At 34.5% G+C, this 18,254-nt stretch carries 22 protein-coding genes; 21 read left to right on the plus strand and 1 reads right to left on the minus strand.

The genetic code is table 11. The features are described 5' to 3' along the window. Positions 1-241: 241 nt before the first annotated feature. Together NAT51_RS05415 and NAT51_RS05420 are read left to right on the plus strand one after the other, a co-directional pair. Complete coding sequence (locus tag NAT51_RS05415; protein ID WP_250596183.1) at positions 242-676, plus strand: 4-fold beta flower protein; 435 nt, start codon at positions 242-244, stop codon at positions 674-676. A 336-nt stretch (positions 677-1,012) separates the two neighbouring features. Then, positions 1,013-1,405: a hypothetical protein gene (locus NAT51_RS05420; protein WP_250596185.1), complete on the plus strand. Its 393-nt coding sequence runs from the start codon at positions 1,013-1,015 to the stop codon at positions 1,403-1,405. A gap of 373 nt (positions 1,406-1,778) precedes the next feature. Here the strand turns inward: NAT51_RS05420 and NAT51_RS05425 are convergent, their stop codons facing one another. Next, on the minus strand, positions 1,779-2,327 hold the full coding sequence (locus tag NAT51_RS05425) for a DUF3575 domain-containing protein (RefSeq protein WP_250596186.1): 549 nt from the start codon (positions 2,325-2,327) through the stop codon (positions 1,779-1,781). A gap of 367 nt (positions 2,328-2,694) precedes the next feature. Here NAT51_RS05425 and NAT51_RS05430 point away from each other — a divergent pair, with 367 nt between their 5' ends. From NAT51_RS05430 to NAT51_RS05520, 19 genes are all read left to right on the plus strand, one after another. Continuing rightward, complete coding sequence (locus NAT51_RS05430; protein ID WP_250596188.1) at positions 2,695-3,108, plus strand: hypothetical protein; 414 nt, start codon at positions 2,695-2,697, stop codon at positions 3,106-3,108. Between the two features lie 281 nt (positions 3,109-3,389). Beyond that, positions 3,390-3,794, plus strand: a complete 405-nt coding sequence (locus tag NAT51_RS05435; protein ID WP_250596190.1) for a hypothetical protein — start codon at positions 3,390-3,392, stop codon at positions 3,792-3,794. A 72-nt stretch (positions 3,795-3,866) separates the two neighbouring features. Beyond that, on the plus strand, positions 3,867-4,397 hold the full coding sequence (locus NAT51_RS05440; protein ID WP_250596191.1) for a hypothetical protein: 531 nt from the start codon (positions 3,867-3,869) through the stop codon (positions 4,395-4,397). A gap of 58 nt (positions 4,398-4,455) precedes the next feature. Continuing rightward, the gene (locus NAT51_RS05445; protein ID WP_250596192.1) at positions 4,456-4,677 is read left to right on the plus strand and encodes a hypothetical protein; all 222 of its coding nucleotides are present in this window, start codon (positions 4,456-4,458) and stop codon (positions 4,675-4,677) included. Next, on the plus strand, positions 4,652-5,296 hold the full coding sequence (locus NAT51_RS05450; protein WP_250596193.1) for a hypothetical protein: 645 nt from the start codon (positions 4,652-4,654) through the stop codon (positions 5,294-5,296). Before NAT51_RS05445 ends, NAT51_RS05450 begins: the two co-directional genes overlap by 26 nt. A gap of 117 nt (positions 5,297-5,413) precedes the next feature. After that, the gene (locus tag NAT51_RS05455; RefSeq protein WP_250596194.1) at positions 5,414-6,457 is read left to right on the plus strand and encodes a tetratricopeptide repeat protein; all 1,044 of its coding nucleotides are present in this window, start codon (positions 5,414-5,416) and stop codon (positions 6,455-6,457) included. Positions 6,458-6,502: 45 nt separating this feature from the next. Next, positions 6,503-6,907, plus strand: a complete 405-nt coding sequence (locus tag NAT51_RS05460) for a GNAT family N-acetyltransferase (RefSeq protein ID WP_250596196.1) — start codon at positions 6,503-6,505, stop codon at positions 6,905-6,907. Between the two features lie 53 nt (positions 6,908-6,960). Next, positions 6,961-7,656 (plus strand): DUF4919 domain-containing protein, encoded by a 696-nt coding sequence (locus tag NAT51_RS05465; RefSeq protein WP_250596197.1) that lies wholly within the window; start codon positions 6,961-6,963, stop codon positions 7,654-7,656. 223 nt (positions 7,657-7,879) lie between these two features. Continuing rightward, positions 7,880-8,230, plus strand: coding sequence for a hypothetical protein (locus tag NAT51_RS05470; RefSeq protein ID WP_250596198.1), 351 nt, complete (start codon positions 7,880-7,882; stop codon positions 8,228-8,230). A gap of 90 nt (positions 8,231-8,320) precedes the next feature. Further along, on the plus strand, positions 8,321-8,599 hold the full coding sequence (locus NAT51_RS05475) for a hypothetical protein (protein WP_250596200.1): 279 nt from the start codon (positions 8,321-8,323) through the stop codon (positions 8,597-8,599). 168 nt (positions 8,600-8,767) lie between these two features. Next, positions 8,768-9,523, plus strand: a complete 756-nt coding sequence (locus NAT51_RS05480; protein ID WP_250596202.1) for a hypothetical protein — start codon at positions 8,768-8,770, stop codon at positions 9,521-9,523. Between the two features lie 201 nt (positions 9,524-9,724). Beyond that, the gene (locus NAT51_RS05485) at positions 9,725-10,267 is read left to right on the plus strand and encodes a toxin-antitoxin system YwqK family antitoxin (protein WP_250596204.1); all 543 of its coding nucleotides are present in this window, start codon (positions 9,725-9,727) and stop codon (positions 10,265-10,267) included. 49 nt (positions 10,268-10,316) lie between these two features. Next, entirely contained in the window at positions 10,317-10,832 is a 516-nt protein-coding gene (locus tag NAT51_RS05490) for a GNAT family N-acetyltransferase (RefSeq protein ID WP_250596206.1), read from the plus strand. A 25-nt stretch (positions 10,833-10,857) separates the two neighbouring features. Beyond that, entirely contained in the window at positions 10,858-11,448 is a 591-nt protein-coding gene (locus tag NAT51_RS05495; RefSeq protein ID WP_250596208.1) for an HD domain-containing protein, read from the plus strand. A gap of 367 nt (positions 11,449-11,815) precedes the next feature. Next, the gene (locus NAT51_RS05500; protein ID WP_250596210.1) at positions 11,816-11,989 is read left to right on the plus strand and encodes a hypothetical protein; all 174 of its coding nucleotides are present in this window, start codon (positions 11,816-11,818) and stop codon (positions 11,987-11,989) included. Between the two features lie 170 nt (positions 11,990-12,159). Beyond that, on the plus strand, positions 12,160-13,809 hold the full coding sequence (locus tag NAT51_RS05505) for a S41 family peptidase (RefSeq protein WP_250596217.1): 1,650 nt from the start codon (positions 12,160-12,162) through the stop codon (positions 13,807-13,809). A 30-nt stretch (positions 13,810-13,839) separates the two neighbouring features. Beyond that, the gene (locus NAT51_RS05510) at positions 13,840-15,003 is read left to right on the plus strand and encodes a lanthionine synthetase LanC family protein (RefSeq protein WP_250596219.1); all 1,164 of its coding nucleotides are present in this window, start codon (positions 13,840-13,842) and stop codon (positions 15,001-15,003) included. 27 nt (positions 15,004-15,030) lie between these two features. Beyond that, on the plus strand, positions 15,031-17,895 hold the full coding sequence (locus NAT51_RS05515; RefSeq protein ID WP_250596221.1) for a lantibiotic dehydratase: 2,865 nt from the start codon (positions 15,031-15,033) through the stop codon (positions 17,893-17,895). Between the two features lie 39 nt (positions 17,896-17,934). Then, on the plus strand, positions 17,935-18,254 hold a 320-nt coding region (locus NAT51_RS05520; RefSeq protein ID WP_250596250.1), incomplete at its 3' end, for an HD domain-containing protein.

The following is an 18,254-nucleotide window of genomic DNA, read 5'->3' on the forward strand; positions in this document are numbered from 1 at the left end:
GTGTCAAAAGGGACAAATATGACTTGTTTAACCGCTGTCAGGGTTTAAAACCGCTGACAGGGTTAGCTTACCGGATTTAATTCACTAAAAATTATTTATTTTCAGATATTTGATATTAGTGAAGGATTGTGCTTTTTATTTCGTAATTCCGGTACGATTTGGCAAGACTTTTGAGAAGCCTATAGTCTATCCATTTGAGGATTGACTATATTTGAAAAACAAACCCATTTATATCCCATCCATGAAAAAGTACATTTTGACCTTTTTAGCCATAATCAGTTTATCCTTATCATCCAGCGCCCAACAGGTTACCCTTTTTGACAGTAGCGGAGAAGCTATCGCTTATATTGATTACGATGAAGATGCCACGATATTTATGTGGAGCGGAAAACCGGTAGCTTTCATCGAAAAGGACGGAGATGATTTGTGCATCATTGGCTTTAACCGCAGTTTTTTAGGTTGGTACGAAGACGGGATTATTTATGACCGGAAAGGTTATATCGTTGGAGGAACCAAAGATGCCCTCAACATCCCTACCAAGTTTGAACGGATGAAAAGAATCCAGGGTATTGTCCCGTTTCGCCCCATTACACCGATATCCCCTATTAAGCCGACGTTTTGGGACCGTTGGAGCAATACTCCGCTGACGGAGTTTTTGTTTTTCGGGAAGAAGTAGATGAGATTGTTCGATTATTAGATTTTTCGATTATCAGATTATCAGATTATCAGACTATCAGATTATCAGACTATCAGACTATCAGACTATTAGAATACTGACTGATAAATTAAAGAATAGCTTACATTAGAGTATTGGAAATATAGACACAGACTCTAAAGCTCAAAAGTCAGGAGACTTTGCCTAGCGGTGAGCAGAAAAAATAATTTTATATATTTGATTTTTAGCCGGACCGGATGATTTGACATTGGCTTAATTTCACAAAGCCACAATATGTAAGAATCATCAAAAAAGAGACTGAATTACACTATTTATTATAATCCAAAACATTAAAAAATGAAAAAAAACTTTTTAGTATTTGCCTTCACCCTGATCAGTCAAATGGGATTTAGCCAGGAAATTAAGATTAAAGATGATATCGTCACTGTAGACGGTAAAGAATGTCTTAAAATCAATGATTCAGATGCCAACAATGTCTCAATACTTGATTTGGAAGGAAATGAAATAATCTTTTTAAAATTCATACACAACAGCAGATATGCCCGCCTTTATACCAAAGTGACATTCCTTAAAGAAAAGCTCACCTTTACGTCAAGTTCTTACATATTCACCAAAAAGTTACTTATCAAAAAACTGCTTGCAGACAACACTTTGGAGAACTGTAAACTGAATCCTGAAAAAGTAGAACGTTTTGTTTTAAAATATGATGAAAGTGTAGAAGGGCATTAAAAGCAATACCGGTAAAGTGAAAACTTTACCGGTATTTTTTTGGATTATCAGATTGTTGGATTGTTAGAATACAGACACAAGCTCAAAGTCAGGAGACTTTGCACGCAGCTGATTATCAGATTGTTAGACAGTTAGATTGTCAGATTATTACAACACAGATAGCATTTAAAGAGCAGCCCAGAGTCGGGATTTCATAGGTTTTATAGTTGTCAGGATTGAGCAGTAGGTTATTAAAACCCCGATGACACGAATTTTCACCCGAGCGAAGCGAACTGACGAAGTAATCCGTGCCCACCAAGCAAAAACACAAAGAACTGTTTGCCAAATCAAAGTCGGGTCCTGATAACTGTGGGAATTACTGCATCAGTATTGTTTAAAACCGATAGCCCAGATTTATTCCAAATTTCACTACTTGGTCGTGGTCTGTTTTATCTGAATTAAATAATTGTTTACCCCAGCCAAGGTTAGCACCGTAGATAAGTCCGCCCTTAGTAACCCATTTACCGCCCAGGCCTACACCGAGAGAAAGATCAAAAACATCAGGTTTTTCCGTAAAAGTTGATTTATCTTCTGTGCCAAATACTTTATCCCCATCGATGGAACTAATCACCCCAAACCCTTCCACAAAAAAGCCGGAAGAATATTTTTTACCAAAATACATTCTGTAATATGGAGAGGCATAATAATTTAAATCCGGGTTTAGTTTTGTATCGTAGACATAAAAAAAGGAACTTCCCAATGATGACTTTTTGTTTAAATGTCTTTCATAACTTACCTCAACTGCCCCCATCAAAGGTGAAAACAGATTGAGTGTAACTTCATTGTTCTTCTCGTATGGATTTCCATTGATTTCATTTTGATTTTGAGCTTTACCGGCTAAAAACGAAAACAGTATTACACTTATAACAAAGGTTTTCTTCATAAAAAAGTTGGTTTAATTAATTTCGGACAAACCTATGGCAATTTGCTACAGCAGATGTTAAATGCGCCAAAAAATCTTGTTAAAAAAAGCACAAATAAGGTCCAAAAATTAAAAAACAGCTGCTATGACCGGATTTATCAAAAGGTTCCCAATACAATACAATTCACTTCACTGCATTGCGCAATCCCGTTATTCCTAATGAGACGAACTGACGGGGTAATCCGAGCCATCGGGCGACAAACAAAACAAAGAAAAAACTTACAAAATAATACACTTCTTCTTTCATTTCTTTACAAAAATTGCTAATTTTATCAACAACAGTCCGCGGTACTCATAGCCATTGCGGAAAAACAGCAATACAGAGACTATGATACACCAACCCGGTTATACCAAGCTTCATGAAACGGAAAAGTTTGTTTTGGGACATCTTTTTGAGAATGCTTATCTGACAAACAAGGACACCAGTGACTCTATTTTCATTGGTCATTTTTATGGTGACCCGAATTGCGGATTAATCAGCAATGACAATACCTGGTGTTTGGTTGGCGGTTCGACCCTGAAACTATGGACCAATACCGAGTTGACGGAAATCAAAGACAGTTCGGTTCACTGGACATTCAAAATACGGCAGACCGATACGCATAAGGCAGAGCTTTTAATTGATCCGTGGGCAGACAATTCTTCTGTTTGGGAATTTGACATTCTGACCCGGGAAGCACGGAAAGTAAAAGATTTTGACGACTACAAAAACGAATCGTATACTGAGAATATCATTTGGTGATCAATAGATTGCTCAGACTGGTTAGACTTCTTGGACTTCTTGGACAGCTTAGACTTATTAGACAACATAGATTGCTTATATTTCCGGATTTGTGACGGCATGGAACGGCACTGATTACCTGCGGTTCATACGCAAATCTGTACTATCGGATTGTATACTGAAAGTATCATTTGATAGATAAATCAAGACAAATCATTTATTATTTTTTTAGATTTGTGTTGGTACGACACCAGCACGGATGCAAATCTGCGTTATGGATTACCTAATAACGAAATAACAAAATGCGTTTAGAGCCCAGAGACAGTTTATTTGAAGCCGGTAATGAAATATTTCCCGAGCACACCCATAAAACAATTGAAAGTTTCAACCGTTGTGTGACTGAACAAAACGAATTACTGTATCTGGAGTACCGTTTAGATACTACAGACGTATCATACCGGGTTTATCTGGATGCCGGTTTACCGTTTTGGTCTGAAACAGCCCTGACCGATTATGAGAAAGATCCCGACGTGGAATATGAGTTGGTCACAGCGTTAGTTGGCCGGAGAATCCAAAGTATACATTGGTTTCCCGATTCCCGGAACAGCAAGATACTGTTTGACACAGATGGACACAGTGCCGTTTTGCAATGCAAAAATCCGGATCTATTTGATTCGGCTGCAGAATTTAAACTGATACAGCAATAACAAAAACCGAAGGCTGACTATTTAGTTTAGCGTTAATTTTTGAGTCCAAAGAACCAACAAATAAGAAAGCAAATGAATAAATTATCACTGTTTTGTTTTATACTGTTTATTCTGGGTTCCTGCAATAAACCGGTTGAGTCTGAAGATCCGGCAAAATTTGATGAAAAAGGAAATCTGATTGTGTATAGTGAAGAAGTATATGCCAAAATGTGGTTCAAAAACCGGAATTTAAAAGTTACGGTTATTGATACTTTCTGCATAAACCAAAAATCAAGAGTACTTAAAGACATCCAAAAAGGGAAGCTGGTTTATTTCGGCTTTCATCCTCGTGAATTTAAAAAGATGTCTGAAATACTACTCAAATACGGCATAGAGTCTAAAGAACATTTAGGGAGGTGTGTCAGGATTGGAGGATTTGAACCGTTTTGCTATGAAGAAGAAATGTACAAAGAAATTAACCGGAAATACGGAAACCATTTTATTGATTCCATTTTCAGGATGGTCCAAAAAGAATACATATTGGAGCATCCTGATGTTCCCTATTTTGAAGACGGAGTTGATTTGAGGGAAAAATACAAATCGGATTTAAAAAAGAAAAAGTGAATCCCGTTGCGGTTAAACACTATTTATTAAATTAGACGATACCAATCCAAATCTGCAAATGAAGTATTTACATTTTATTTTTATTCTTTTGGTTTCGGCCACTGCGTATAGCCAGGAAGACATGCTTATCCAATATAATCAGGCTGAAAGCCAATTAAAGTCGGGAAACACTGCAGGAGCTTATACCCTATTTAAAGAACTTTATCCTAAAGTCAAATTACAGGACACCCTTTACAATTACACCCTTTGGTATTATGTTGGGGCGGCAAACCGAACTTGAGCGCAGTTCCAGATTAAAGGAGAACTTTCCAAAATCACTTGAATATGGCCAGGAAGCTTTAAAACTGATACGGGACGGCCAGAAAGTATTCGATACGACTTTTGCCAAAAGAGAACCCTGGATGATCAAAAATCTGGTGGTTTCAAATTTTGGTTTAAAAAAACCGGACGAAGCAAAGAAATACAAATCCCAATTGTATGAACGCTATCATAAAAAGCAACTTCCGGAAGGGATAGACGGTTATTTTAATTTTGACTATTTCATTCTTGATGATAAAAACATATGGGGATACGAATGGTACCCGGAATTGCCTGAAGACCGGTTTTCATCAAGTTTTACCAAAGTAGTTTATTATGTTTACAGCCGGAATGCCGATGGTTCCGACAAAGACCAGCTTTATCGGTTTCATGTGTTGATGTTTCATCAGAACAGCACGAATACAAAGTTTGATTACATCTTAGAAAAGCAACAGGAAATAAACAATCAATTAGTGAGCGGATCGTACTATTCTTTCACTTATAAAAAAGACATTGACTACTTAAAACTGAGAGAAGACATTAAAAAAATTGTTTCTGAACAAATCCAACCCGACACCAGAAGAACAATCACCCGAAACTAACCTGTGGTAAAACAGGTTTTCCCGGCACAATGAGATGATACAAAACCAAATCACTATCTTCACAAAGCCGGAAAGCATTTACTGAATTCCCAAGACAAAATCCAAAAATAAATAATTATGAAAAAACTGTTTATTATTTTGACATTACTACCTGTTTTAGCGTATTCCCAGAAAAGAGAAGAGGCTGAGAACAAAGTTCAGGAAGGCGTTACATTACATGATGAAGGTAAATATGACCATGCCCTGAAAGTGTATGAAGAAGCACTTACCCTCGATAAAGATAATTTGCTGGCACTTTCGGAAATGGCCATGACCCTCAATGCAGCAAAGCAATACGACAAATCGATAGAGATTTGCAAACGCGCTATTGAAACACACAAAAAAGAGGATGTAAAAAATGTTTATGTGTCTTATGCGAATTCATTGGACCATTTAAACCAACCCGACAAAGCGATAAAGATATATGACGAAGGCATAAAGAAATACCCGGATTACCATCAACTTTATTTCAACAAGGGAGTAACCCTGGCCAACTTCAATCAGCTTGAGAAGTCAATTCTTGCTTTCCAGCAAGCTACCAGAGTAAACCCTAACCATTCGAGTTCATTCAATGCATTGGGTGTTTTGGAACAGAAAAACAGGATTGCCTCCATTCTGGCCATAAGCCGATACCTGACTTTAGACAATAAATCTTCCCGGGCCAAGGGCAATTATGAAATAATTCTTAAGAATATGTCCCAAGGTGTTTCGCAAAAAGACGACAAATCAATTTCATTGGTTCTTGATCCAAATGTCCTTGACGGTGTTGAGAAAGGAAAAAAAACCGAGAATAATTTTTCAACAACGGATATGATTTTATCCATGGCGGCGGCATTAGACTATGATGACAAGAATAAGGACAAAACCCCTTGCCAAAAATTCATTACCAAGTTTGAAACCATTTGCAGTTCCCTGACCGAATCAAAAAAAGGAGGTAAAGGATATTACTGGGAATTTCTTGCTCCCTATTTTATTGAAATGAACAGCAAAAAACTCGTTGAACCTTTTAGCTATATCATTTTTCTTCCTTCACAGAGTGAAGATGTGCTAGACTACCATAAAACCCATGCCGCCGAGATAAAAAATTTCAATGACTGGTCAAGCAGTTATCAATGGAAATAAAAGATATTTAACCTTACAAAATTTTAATCCAACACTACTACCCTTATGGACATACGATACAGTTTTGATGAAAAACCAACAGCAGACCAGATTATCGAACTTTATGATGATGCCGGTTTGCCCAGACCCACCCATGACAAAGAACGCATCCAGAAGATGTATGACAATTCCAATTTGATTGTTACGGCTTGGGATGGTGATGTACTGGTAGGCGTTTCCCGCTCAATCACCGATTGGGTATGGAGTTGTTATTTATCAGATCTTGCTGTCAGAAGCGAGTACAAGAAAGAAGGCATCGGCAGGCAGCTCATCAACCTGACCCGGGAGAAAGTGGGTGAAGAGTCGATAGTATTGCTGTTATCGGTTCCTTCGGCGATGGAGTATTATCCGAAAGTGGGCTTTGAAAAACAGGAAAGCAGTTTTATTATCAACAGGGCGGATTGGAGGTAATACCCAGTGGCATAACGAAATCAGGCACCATACTTTTAAAAGAAAACATTAAAATGAAGAGACAGCTAACATTTATTTTATTACTTATCAGTACCTATCTGTATTCACAATCTCCTTTGGATACTATCAAGCAATTCAATTATAAAAGACACTATGAATTAATCCTTAAAGAAACAAAAAACGAAAAAAGCAAGTATTCCTATTCAACGCAATTAAAAAAATTCACCAATCATGAACCCCAGAGTAATTTTGAAGTTTTGTGTTTGCTGATCGGATTTAGTGACAATGAGAATTTCAAACCTTATTTCGACATTTTAACCATTGATACAGAAATTTTTAATTTGAATGAAAACAAAAAATTCAAAGAAGCAATAGAATACGGAAATAAAGCGCTAGAGATTAACCCTTTCAGAATAAAGGTTCTTAGGGAATTAGCTTATGCCTATGGAGAAACCGGAAATAAGGAAATAGCCGAACGACTCATGATAAGAACAGGCAAAATATACAATGCAATGCTTGCAAGTTCCACCATATCTGGCACAAACATCAAAGACCCCATGTTTTCGCTGGGACCGAAAGACGGGCAATATTTCATCCGCTTTTTTATGGATTGCAAACTTGGCAACATGGGATCGGGGACTGATCCCGATGGCTATTTTATTGACATCTTAAACACAACATTTCAAGATTTGCCTGCAACCTTCTATTTCAACATCAATCACGTTAAGAAGACAATAATGAAAAAATAAACAGCACAAACAACCCAAACAAATGCTTGGACAACCCCAGTCATTCAAATGGTTTTACCTCCTCGGTCAATTATCGGTATACGGGTTGGTAGTTGATGTAGCTTTGTGTTTTATATTCCGTAAAAAAAGAAAAATAATGTAAAACTCATAATCCGGTGTATATTTGCCACTAAGCCTTATAATGACAATAATTTAGCTTCAACAATCCCAAACCACATTACTAATGAGTATTATCTTATCATTGTGTTCGCTTATCCTGCTAGCCGTGCCATTGGTTTATCAACTCATTTGCGGTTATAAATCCATAAAAGGATTAACCAAAATGAGTATAACCGAAATAGGTTTCACAAGTTTCATGGCCCAGATATTAGTAACTATTGTTTCCTTTTTTCTTTTTACCATGTCCATGAATCAAAGTGAAGAGGATATAAAATGCATGACTCCGGCAGTCGGGATTATTGGCATCAGTTTTATGATTGGGATCATTTTAATTGTTGTAACTATTATTCAGGCAGTTATTAAAGCAATTTACAACCGGAAATCTAAAAAAGAGTATAGATCCAGTACAAATTGATTATCCTCTCCGGTGTTTAATCTTCACGATTAGGTAAAAAAGAAAAAATCAAACCTGGGCAACAAAAAATTATGTAAACCAGACCATCAGATGCGTATCTTAAAAAAAATTACCGGTATTCTTTTATTGATTATTGCAGGCATATCAGGGCTAGCCGCATTTTTAGTCCTGATCAGGGAAACCTTATCGGTCATCAGAAAAATTGACCGTTACAGTGCATTTGATTTTGGATATTCCCTTGGTATGTTTATGGGGGTTCTGTTTTTTTCAACCATTGCTTACTTCTCTGCAAAATATGGTTTGCGGTTAGTTCAGGGCAAAAAAGAGGAAAAAGAATCGATTGATGATATCGGGAAGCCGGAATTATAAAACAACACAAAATGAGCAAACTGAAAAACACACTCACCGCCTTATTGTTTTGTCTCATTTTAGCGTTCTGTAGACTTGGCGGAACCATAAAATTCAATCTGACAACAAAAGAATAGAAAAAGAATCTGTACAAACCTTAACCAATATCAAGTCTTACGGCATAATCATATGGCACTATCTGAAACCAGCCTGAACAATTTTGAATTCAGGAAATTCCCTGAAAAAACTGATTTTACTTTTAAAGCAAACCAGTATACTGTTGAATTTACCGAGCCTGAAGAAATCAGGATGAGTCTGTACATCCGCACCGTAAAAGTTTTAAAGAACAATGTGGTTATTAAGTCCTTCACAACCTCTGATCCTTCTTACTTTTCGGTCACCTCAAATGACAATAAATTTCTGGCATTACCGACGCGGAACGGTGTAGAAATCACCAATCTTGAAAATGGCAATACAGCTGAATTCAACATCGGTTTTTTAATTGGAAATGAATTTGACCACACAAACCAATACTGCGTCATCAATGGTCATACTGAAACCAAATTAATTGATTTAGAAACACTGGAAGTGAAATATGAATTTTCGGATAACGGGCATTATCTCACACAGGCAAGATTCGGTTTTGGTAATAAATTATTGCTAATTGATGCGTATGAAGGCTACTACAGGCTAAAATTGTTGGACCCGGGCACTTTACTTTTCAGTTATTCTTTACTCGAAAAACCATTTGATTTTTTTAAAATCCCATTGGAGAAATATGCCGGACTGATTAAGAGCAAAACCCATTGTGTATGGTTAGAATCCGGCGGAGGCATGTGGCATTCGAGTTTTTTAAACCAATGGGAGTATATCCCAAAACAAAATCATATACAGAACACTTTTACCTGTTTCAGATGTTTCATTCAGTACAAATTACAAAGTTGATTCGTGTAATGCTGCATTTGCATATGTTGAAATAACGGAACCGACAGAAATAAACGATTTCAAAGATAATCCTTCATTTAATGATGTACCCAAAAGCGGCGATATCCTGACAACGCTACGAAAATTATTTAATTGATTGAAATACAATTCACCAACCTTTTGAATCCAAACTTTCGGTATATTTGTAAAGAGCAGCAAAAAATGAAAAAAACAGTTATCCTTTCACTTGTATTCTTACTCTCCATGAGTTGCAAAGAAGAAGTCCGATTTGATTTAAAGGTCCAAAATCAAATGGTAAAATTCAGTGAAGAAATTTTCGGAGCCCAAAAAATAGATTCCAAAAAAGTATTGGGTTCTATTAAAGACATTTCAACCGTTATTTATCAGGACACTTCAGCATCAGGAACTAATCCGGCGCCAACGATTTATTCAAATCCTTCCGGAAATTGTTATTTTAAAGTTTACGAAAGACCAAAAGGAATGATTTATGGTATTTCCTTTTTTAAGAACAATACCGAGATAACTTCTGCCGAATATCATGACAACGGTCAGGTACAATGCCAATTCAAAGTAGATAAAAAAGGTATAAAAAACGGCACTTACAATTGTTTCCACAGAAATGGAAAGATCAGGAAAAAAGGCACCTATTTAAACGGTAAGGAATCCGGAATTGAAACCGTTTACGATTCAATTGGGAATAAAACCAGTGAATTTGATTATAAAAGTATGAAGTATATCGATTAACCTTTTCAATTGATTGCACCAGAATCAGGAGAAAATAAAACAGAAAGATATGACAAACCCAAACGCTACTCCTTTTCCAACATTAACAACAGATCGTCTTATACTCCGCCAACTTTCAGAAAGCGATGCGGGTGCTATATTCATCCTTAGGTCTGATGCAGCGATAAACAAATACCTCAACCGGCCATTAAGCAACACTTTAGATGATGCTTTGCAGTTCATCCGGAAAATAAGAGAAAACAGCACCTTAAACTATTGGGCCATTACCCAAAAAGGTGATGAAAAACTTATCGGAACCATTTGTTTGTTCGGGTTTTCGGAAGAAGTTAAAAAAGGGGAAATTGGCTATGAACTTTTACATGAATACCAAGGAAAAGGCTTCGTAACGGAAGCCACGAAAGAAGTGATAACCTATGCTTTCCAGACACTGAAATTAGAAAGCATTGAAGCTTTTACCCATAAAGACAACGGAAGCTCGTCTAAAGTACTTGAGAACTTAAATTTCAAACTGACTGGAGTTGATGAAGAAAATTCCGACTTGCTTGTTTATACATTATCAAAATAAAAGAATCCTCTAAAACCACAAAACCATGCAGATGGACAATTTAGCAAAACAGATCGCTTTCATCAAAGAGATTGACAAGGTAAAGTACATCCAGAGAAGAACCAAGTTATTCAACAGCGACAGGCGGGAGAATGATGCAGAACACAGTTGGCACCTCGCCATGATGACCCTTATTCTGGCCGAACATTCAGACAAACCCATTGATGTGCTTAAAGTTTTAAAAATGGTCTTGATTCATGACATAGTCGAAATTGATGCCGGCGACACTTTTATTTACGATACTGCGAAGAACCACAGCAATACAGAAGAAGAGCTTATGGCGGCGAAACGCATTTTCGGGTTATTGCCGGAAGAACAGGCGGCAGAATTTATAGCAGTATGGAAAGAATTTGAAGACGGCGAAACCGATGAGGCAAAATTTGCACGCACGATGGACCGCTTTGAACCCTTGTTGCAAAACGTTTCAAATAATGGCGGAACCTGGGCCGAATTCAATGTTCCTTATGAAAAAGTTTACGGGAAGAAAAAAGCGATTGCTGACGGCTCGTCTTCGATTTGGAAGTATGCCGAGGGTTTAATTAATGAAAGTGTGGAAAAGGGAATTTTGAAGAAGTAAAGAAATAAACTCAAATTTTCATTATACACGAAGTTTGAATTTGTATTATTTAACTTACTTTTGTACTTTCTTTTTTGTACCTACATCCTATCCGGATGAATTATTAAAAATAAGCCAATAAATTTCCACTCCAACCAAAGCATTCATAGACAAACCTTTACAAACACACTGTTTCTTAATTTTTTTTACAATAAATAATAAAAAATGAATTTTATTAAAAATCTCATAAAAGCCTTGTTAAAAAGACAATGTATTACATATATTTGACGATGACTCTTACAGATTTGACTTACTCTGGTACACAAGGAACAAATCAAATAGTGAGAGCTCTTTAAATTATTTATTAATCATCTAAAAAACAGAGAAGATGAAAAAATTGGAGTTAAAAAACTTGAAAGTTGTAAAACTTACAGATGAACAAAAATCTAAAGTACAAGGTGGACTTGAACAAGCCATCAGCAAAGGGTGCTGGAGTACATCTAAACAATGCAATGAAACCTCTCATCCATATGTGTCATGGTGCAGTGGCTGTAATGACTAAGATTTGAATATTTAAAAGTAAAGTTATTTATTTTTAAAATTTAAGTTTTGAATGACCTAATATTATGTATTACGGTCATTTTTTTTAAATTTCCAATTCCGTAAATATATTGTTATGTTTACATTCATTCAATAAAATAAAATCACAGCATTCCCTTTATCATCAAATCAATGACAAAAAACATATTGTTTCTTATTTTATTTTTTTTTCAATTTACCTTTTCACAAAATACTGCTGAAAGTTCCCAAAAACTTATTACAACGTGCAAAGTTTGGGGGTTTCTCAAGTATTACCACCCGAAAGTAGCCAATGGTGATTTTAACTGGAGTAATCAACTATTACTAATTTTACCAAAAGTAGAACAAACCAAAAGCAAGGAGGAATTTTCGTCTCTTTTGGAAAGTTGGATAGATTCTTTGGGAGAGGTAAAAGAAATAACTCCTATTTCCGAGACAAAAGAAGCTGACTATTTTGACAAAAACTTTGATTTGAATTGGATTACTAATTCAAAAGTATTCACAGAGAGTATTTCTAAAAAATTAAAATTCATTGAAAACAATCGATTTCAAGGAAAACAATTTTATGTCGGAACACTTTTAGGAGGCAATATTTTTATTAAAAATGAAGATTTTTCAAGTTTCAAAAGCGACGATAAAAACTCAAGAATGTTAGCATTGTTTACTTACTGGAACCTTGTAGAGTATTTCTTCCCCTACAAGTATTTAATGGATGAGAAATGGAACAGATCACTGGAAAAAATGCTTCCCGTTTTTCTTTCGGCGCAAAATGATGATACTTTTTATTCAGCAATGCAAAAGCTAACTGCCAAATTAAATGATTCCCATGTTGTTTTTTTCAAGTACAAAAACAAAAAACATTACCTCCCTGTTATCTGTAAAATAATTGACGGAAAAATGATTGTCACAGAGGTTTTGAATCAGCACATGACAGAAAATTACACTATAAATCCAGGAGATGTCATTACCAAAATAAATGACAAGAGCATTAAGGACATCATCCGTGAGAAAAGAGATTTGATTTGCGCCTCAAATGAAGCACGTTTTTTACATGACATCATTGAACCCGTTTTATCAGGCAAAGAAGATACTATCACGCTGGAATTTTCAATCAAAAACAAAACAGTCATAAAAACAGTTAATTGGACTGACTACAATTCCAATCGTTATCTTTTAACAAATGAATCAAAATACACTTCCAAAAAAGAGAAAATAAAAATTATAGGAAACAACATTGGATATGTTAACATGGGAGTATTGAAAACAAAAGACATCCCTGAATTGATTGATAAATTAAAAACAACAAAATCAATAATTCTTGACCTTAGAAACTATCCAAAAGAAACTTATGAAGGCATTTCGAACTTTATAAATGCAGAAGAAAAAGAATTTGCCATTTACACAAAACCGGATTTAAATTACCCCGGAAGATTTATATGGTCAGAAGGTAGTACTTGTGGATTTCAAAATAAAAACAACTATAAAGGAAAGGTCATTTTATTAGTTAATGAACAATCTCTGAGTCAATCTGAGTGGACAGCCATGTGTTTTCAGACATCCGGAAACACAACAATAATTGGTAGTCAAACGGCCGGAGCAGACGGAAATGTTACTGAAATTGACTATATGCCTGCCTTTCATTCCAGTTTTAGCGGCATTGGTGTTTATTACCCAGACAAACGTGAGACCCAAAGAATTGGTGTTACTCCTGATATTAAAATCAAACCAACTATTAAAGGAATTCAAGAAGGCAGAGATGAAGTTTTAGAGCGTGCCTTACAATTTATTGAGTCTGGAAAATAGCACCATTTTTTACTTAAAACCGACATTTTATTGGAAACACAAGATATAATTTTCAAAATTGAAAAAAGCATTTGGCAATCTTTTAACGAGATAGACAACATAGGTTTATATACCGGACTAACAGGATATATTTTATTTTACGATTCATTATTTGAGGCTTATAAACTTGAAGAATACGAAAACAAGTTATTGACTGCAATATCCAAAACCAACGAGCTTATTGAATATACCGAAAGTACAATGTCATTATCGTCAGGGATGGCAGGATATGGTTTAACCTTATTGAGATTACACTATAATGATCTGGGATTAGAAGAAGAATATTTAGAGAACATCGACAATTTTTTAGTAAAAGATTTTGAACAGCTTATTAGTGAAAAAAAATATGAATTCATGCATCAGTCAATGGGGATTGCAATGTATTTTATTGAGCGATATAAGAAAAATCAAGATATTAAAATCATAGAAATCCTGACTAACTTCTCTGAAAGGCTTATTACAGAAATCAATAATGATTTCAAAGAAGTTCTGGCTCAATATGATAAAAACAGAGGAAAACATTATTCACTTGGTTTAGCACATGGAGTTGCCAGTTACATGAATTTTTTAATTTATATAAAATCAAATTTACCGAATCTCAAATTAGAAATTAATAAAGCATTACAGCTATGTACTGATTTTTTAATTTCACAAAGAAAATATGACAATGAAAGCAAACAATATTATGCCAATGTAATATCAGCCGAAACAGACAATCATCTACCTTCAAGGCTCTCATGGTGTCAAGGCGACCTTGGAATTTCAAATGCCTTATACAATGCAGGGATTTACCTAAACAACAAGGCTTTGACTGATGAGGCTGAATATCTAATGAATCAAAGCGCGAAATTAAATTTTACCGAATCAGGAGTTAAAGATTTTGGACTTTGTCATGGATCTTCCGGAGTTATAATACAACTTTATTTGGCCTCATTGAAATACAAAATCAATTATGACAAAGAGATAGAATATTGGTTTGAAATCATGAGAAAACAAACAAATAATTACGAAGAATATAATTGGTACAACAATGTAACCGAAAGTTATTTTCCTGTATCGAATTTATTGGTCGGAAAAGTAGGACTGGGATTAGTCATCTTGACAGTTAACAATAAAATAACAACTAAATGGCTAGAAGTTTTCAATCTTCTTTAATATACCCATTTAAATAAAAGTTTAAAAATGAATTTTTTCAATAAAATCATCAAAAGAGTCGCAAATTTTTCTGTACAGTCATATGAGATTAACAAAGATAATTTGTATGATTTCTATCAATCAAACGAACTATTTAAAACTTGTGTTTTAACTGCTTCAGAAAGTTTATATGCTGATTTAAATAAAAACAAAACAAAAAAGACAGAAGGTTCTTTATATAATTATTTTGCGAGAGCACACATGAACCCTACCCCTTTTGGGATTTTCAATAACGTTGGAGTGTTAGAATGGGGGGATGAAACAAGGATATCCAAATCAAATGAACTATCATTATTCATCAAATATGACAATTTGTTCCTAACAACAAAAATAGATGAAGGATTTGAAAAAAACTGGAGTAATTTAGTTTACTTCCCTAATCCAAGCATCCATTTCGTCAGCAATACAAAAATTGGCTTTTACAAGTCTAAACCAAAAGAAAAAGACAACATTGAAATTGTATATAATGAAATTGATTTTGACGAAGACTTATCGTGGCTTTTAGATCAATTTAAAAATGGAAAGAAAATAGATTTGGTAATTGAGAGTCTTGAACAACAAGGTTTTGACAGATTCAATATTGAGGCTTTTTTGATTGACACTATAGATACCGGAGTCATAATCGAATCTTTTTTATTTGATTCTTATACTGAAAAGCTAAACAGTCTATTCCAGCCTTATCATTCAAATTTAATTGATCAAAAAAGACACAATCTCATTACTAATAAAGATATTGTAAATTTCAGAAAAAATTATACTGAAGAACTAAACAACATTTTTCCAAACGGTGACAGGCCTAAGAACTTTTATGCAATAAACAGTTTTGATTTTCAGCATGCAAGTATATTGGATTCTGAAATTAAAGAAAAAATAAATCAATACATAAATTTCATAGTTCAATACAATTCAACAACTGCACCTTTAAATAAAAAACTAAACAAATTCATCAATAAAGTCCAGGAGAGATACAATGAGGGTTTTATCCCCCTAAATGAAATTTTCAATCCGTATTCCGGTATAAATTATTTAGAAATCGACACCGAAAACAAAATCGAATTGCATGAAGATATTTTAATGAAAATTCTAAATTCTTCAGACAATAACCTTTTTTTAAATCTTCCCACTGAAGAAAACATCGAAATCAAAAGAAAAAAACTTCCGGCTACTTTTTCTGTCATAGTAGAAACATTAACAGAAAAAGAATCCAAAAAAGCTACTGTATATATCCGTAATTTAGGTTATCAATCGGCTTTAGCAATGATATCTCGGTTTAGCGATGTAACCCATACTGCATGTCAGGATGTTATACAATTCGAAAAAGAATCTAATGAAGATAAAATAATTGCTGAAATAAATTGCATTGGTACATTCAGAAGTATCAATATAGCACCGGCTGAACAGCATTATGATTTTTCCATACCGATAAATACTATACATAGTGAAACTTCAAATCCAATTTTATTATCTGACATTTATGCACATCTTGAAAACGGTAATTTGTCACTAGTTTCCAAACAATTTCAAAAACAAATTTTGCCCAAAAAAGTATCAGCAATAAACTCAAGGCTTCTGGATTCAGATATTTATAATTTCTTATGTGATTATGAATTGTACAACCAGGAAATTTATCCTGTAATTTTTGACTTCAATTTATTCCAACATTCTTTACCTTTTATCGCCAGAATATATCTCAGTGAAGGCATTTTGCTGTATCCAGCACAGATGATGCTGATTAACAATAATTTAGACATTGATGAATTCAAGAATTATCTTAAGGCTAAAATCAAACAATATAATTTTTCACAACACTTAATAATCAAAAATTCCTATAATGAAATTATTATTGATATTGAAAACCCCGAAAATTTAAAAAAGCTGCATGAGAAATTAAAAGAGAAAAAGTGGCTATATGTAAAAGAAAATATTTATGAGTATTTTGAACCGAATATCACTGATGGGGTTGAAAATTTTGCTCATGAATTAGTTGTTGGTGTCCAAAATCCACATTACAAAAGAGAAAATATCGATTACAGTAAGTTAGATATTTCTTATGCCAATCATCAAAATGCAGCAGTAACTTCTGACTGGCTGTATTTAGAACTATATTGTAAATCTCAAGCAGATTCTGAAATATTGAACACAATTTATAATAAGATTATAGCTATGAACAAGACTGATCAATTCTTTTTTGTAAACTATTACAACCCAGAAAGACACTTAAGATTACGATTTAAAACAAAATCAATCGAAGACAAAACACATATAATCGATACTGTTCACGATTTAAAAACCAGAAATCTTATAAGTTCTTATAAAATATTGCCTTACAATCAGGAAAAAAGGAGATATGGAGGCGAAGAAATGATGGCATTAACCGAGAAGATTTTCGATTTAGACAGCCGTGATTTTTTAAAAAACATTACCTCCAAAAACCCGGACGAGAAAAATTTAAAAACCCTTGCTGTTTTAAAAATGAGAAACTATCTATACTTCTTTAACTTACCTTTAGATGACGCAATTAATTATTGCGAAACATCGATTGTTAATTTCTCAAAAGAATTTGAATTAACCTCAGAGCAAAGGAAAGAATTTAACAAGGAATATTCCGAAATAAGAGAAGATTTATTAAATTTTGACTACAAAACTTTTTTGGAGGATTCTGATTTCAGAAAAATTTATCTCAATCATCTGCAGAACAAAACATCAGAATATTCCGGCATAATCTGGTCTACGATTCATATGAGCATGAATAGGCATTTTAGTAGTAATCAAAGATTTAATGAATTTAAAATTTATTACTTAACCAAGCAATATTTAAATCAGCTTAAATTTACAAAAATCAATCGCAATTAAAAGCACCAAACAGTTCAATCAGACAATTTAGCAAAACAGATCGCTTTCATCAAAGAGATTGACAAGGTAAAGTACATTCAGAGAAGAACCAAGTTATTCAACAGCGACAGGCGGGAGAATGATGCAGAACACAGTTGGCACCTCGCCATGATGACCCTTATTCTGGCCGAACATTCAGACAAACCCATTGATGTGCTTAAAGTTTTAAAAATGGTCTTGATTCATGACATAGTCGAAATTGATGCCGGCGACACTTTTATTTACGATACTGCGAAGAACCACAGCAATACAGAAGAAGAGCTTATGGCGGCGAAACGCATTTTCGGGTTATTGCCGGAAGAACAGGCGGCAGAATTTAT

The sequence above is a fragment of the Flavobacterium amniphilum genome (assembly GCF_023634845.1).
In the GTDB taxonomy this organism is placed as follows: Bacteria; Bacteroidota; Bacteroidia; order Flavobacteriales; family Flavobacteriaceae; genus Flavobacterium; species Flavobacterium amniphilum.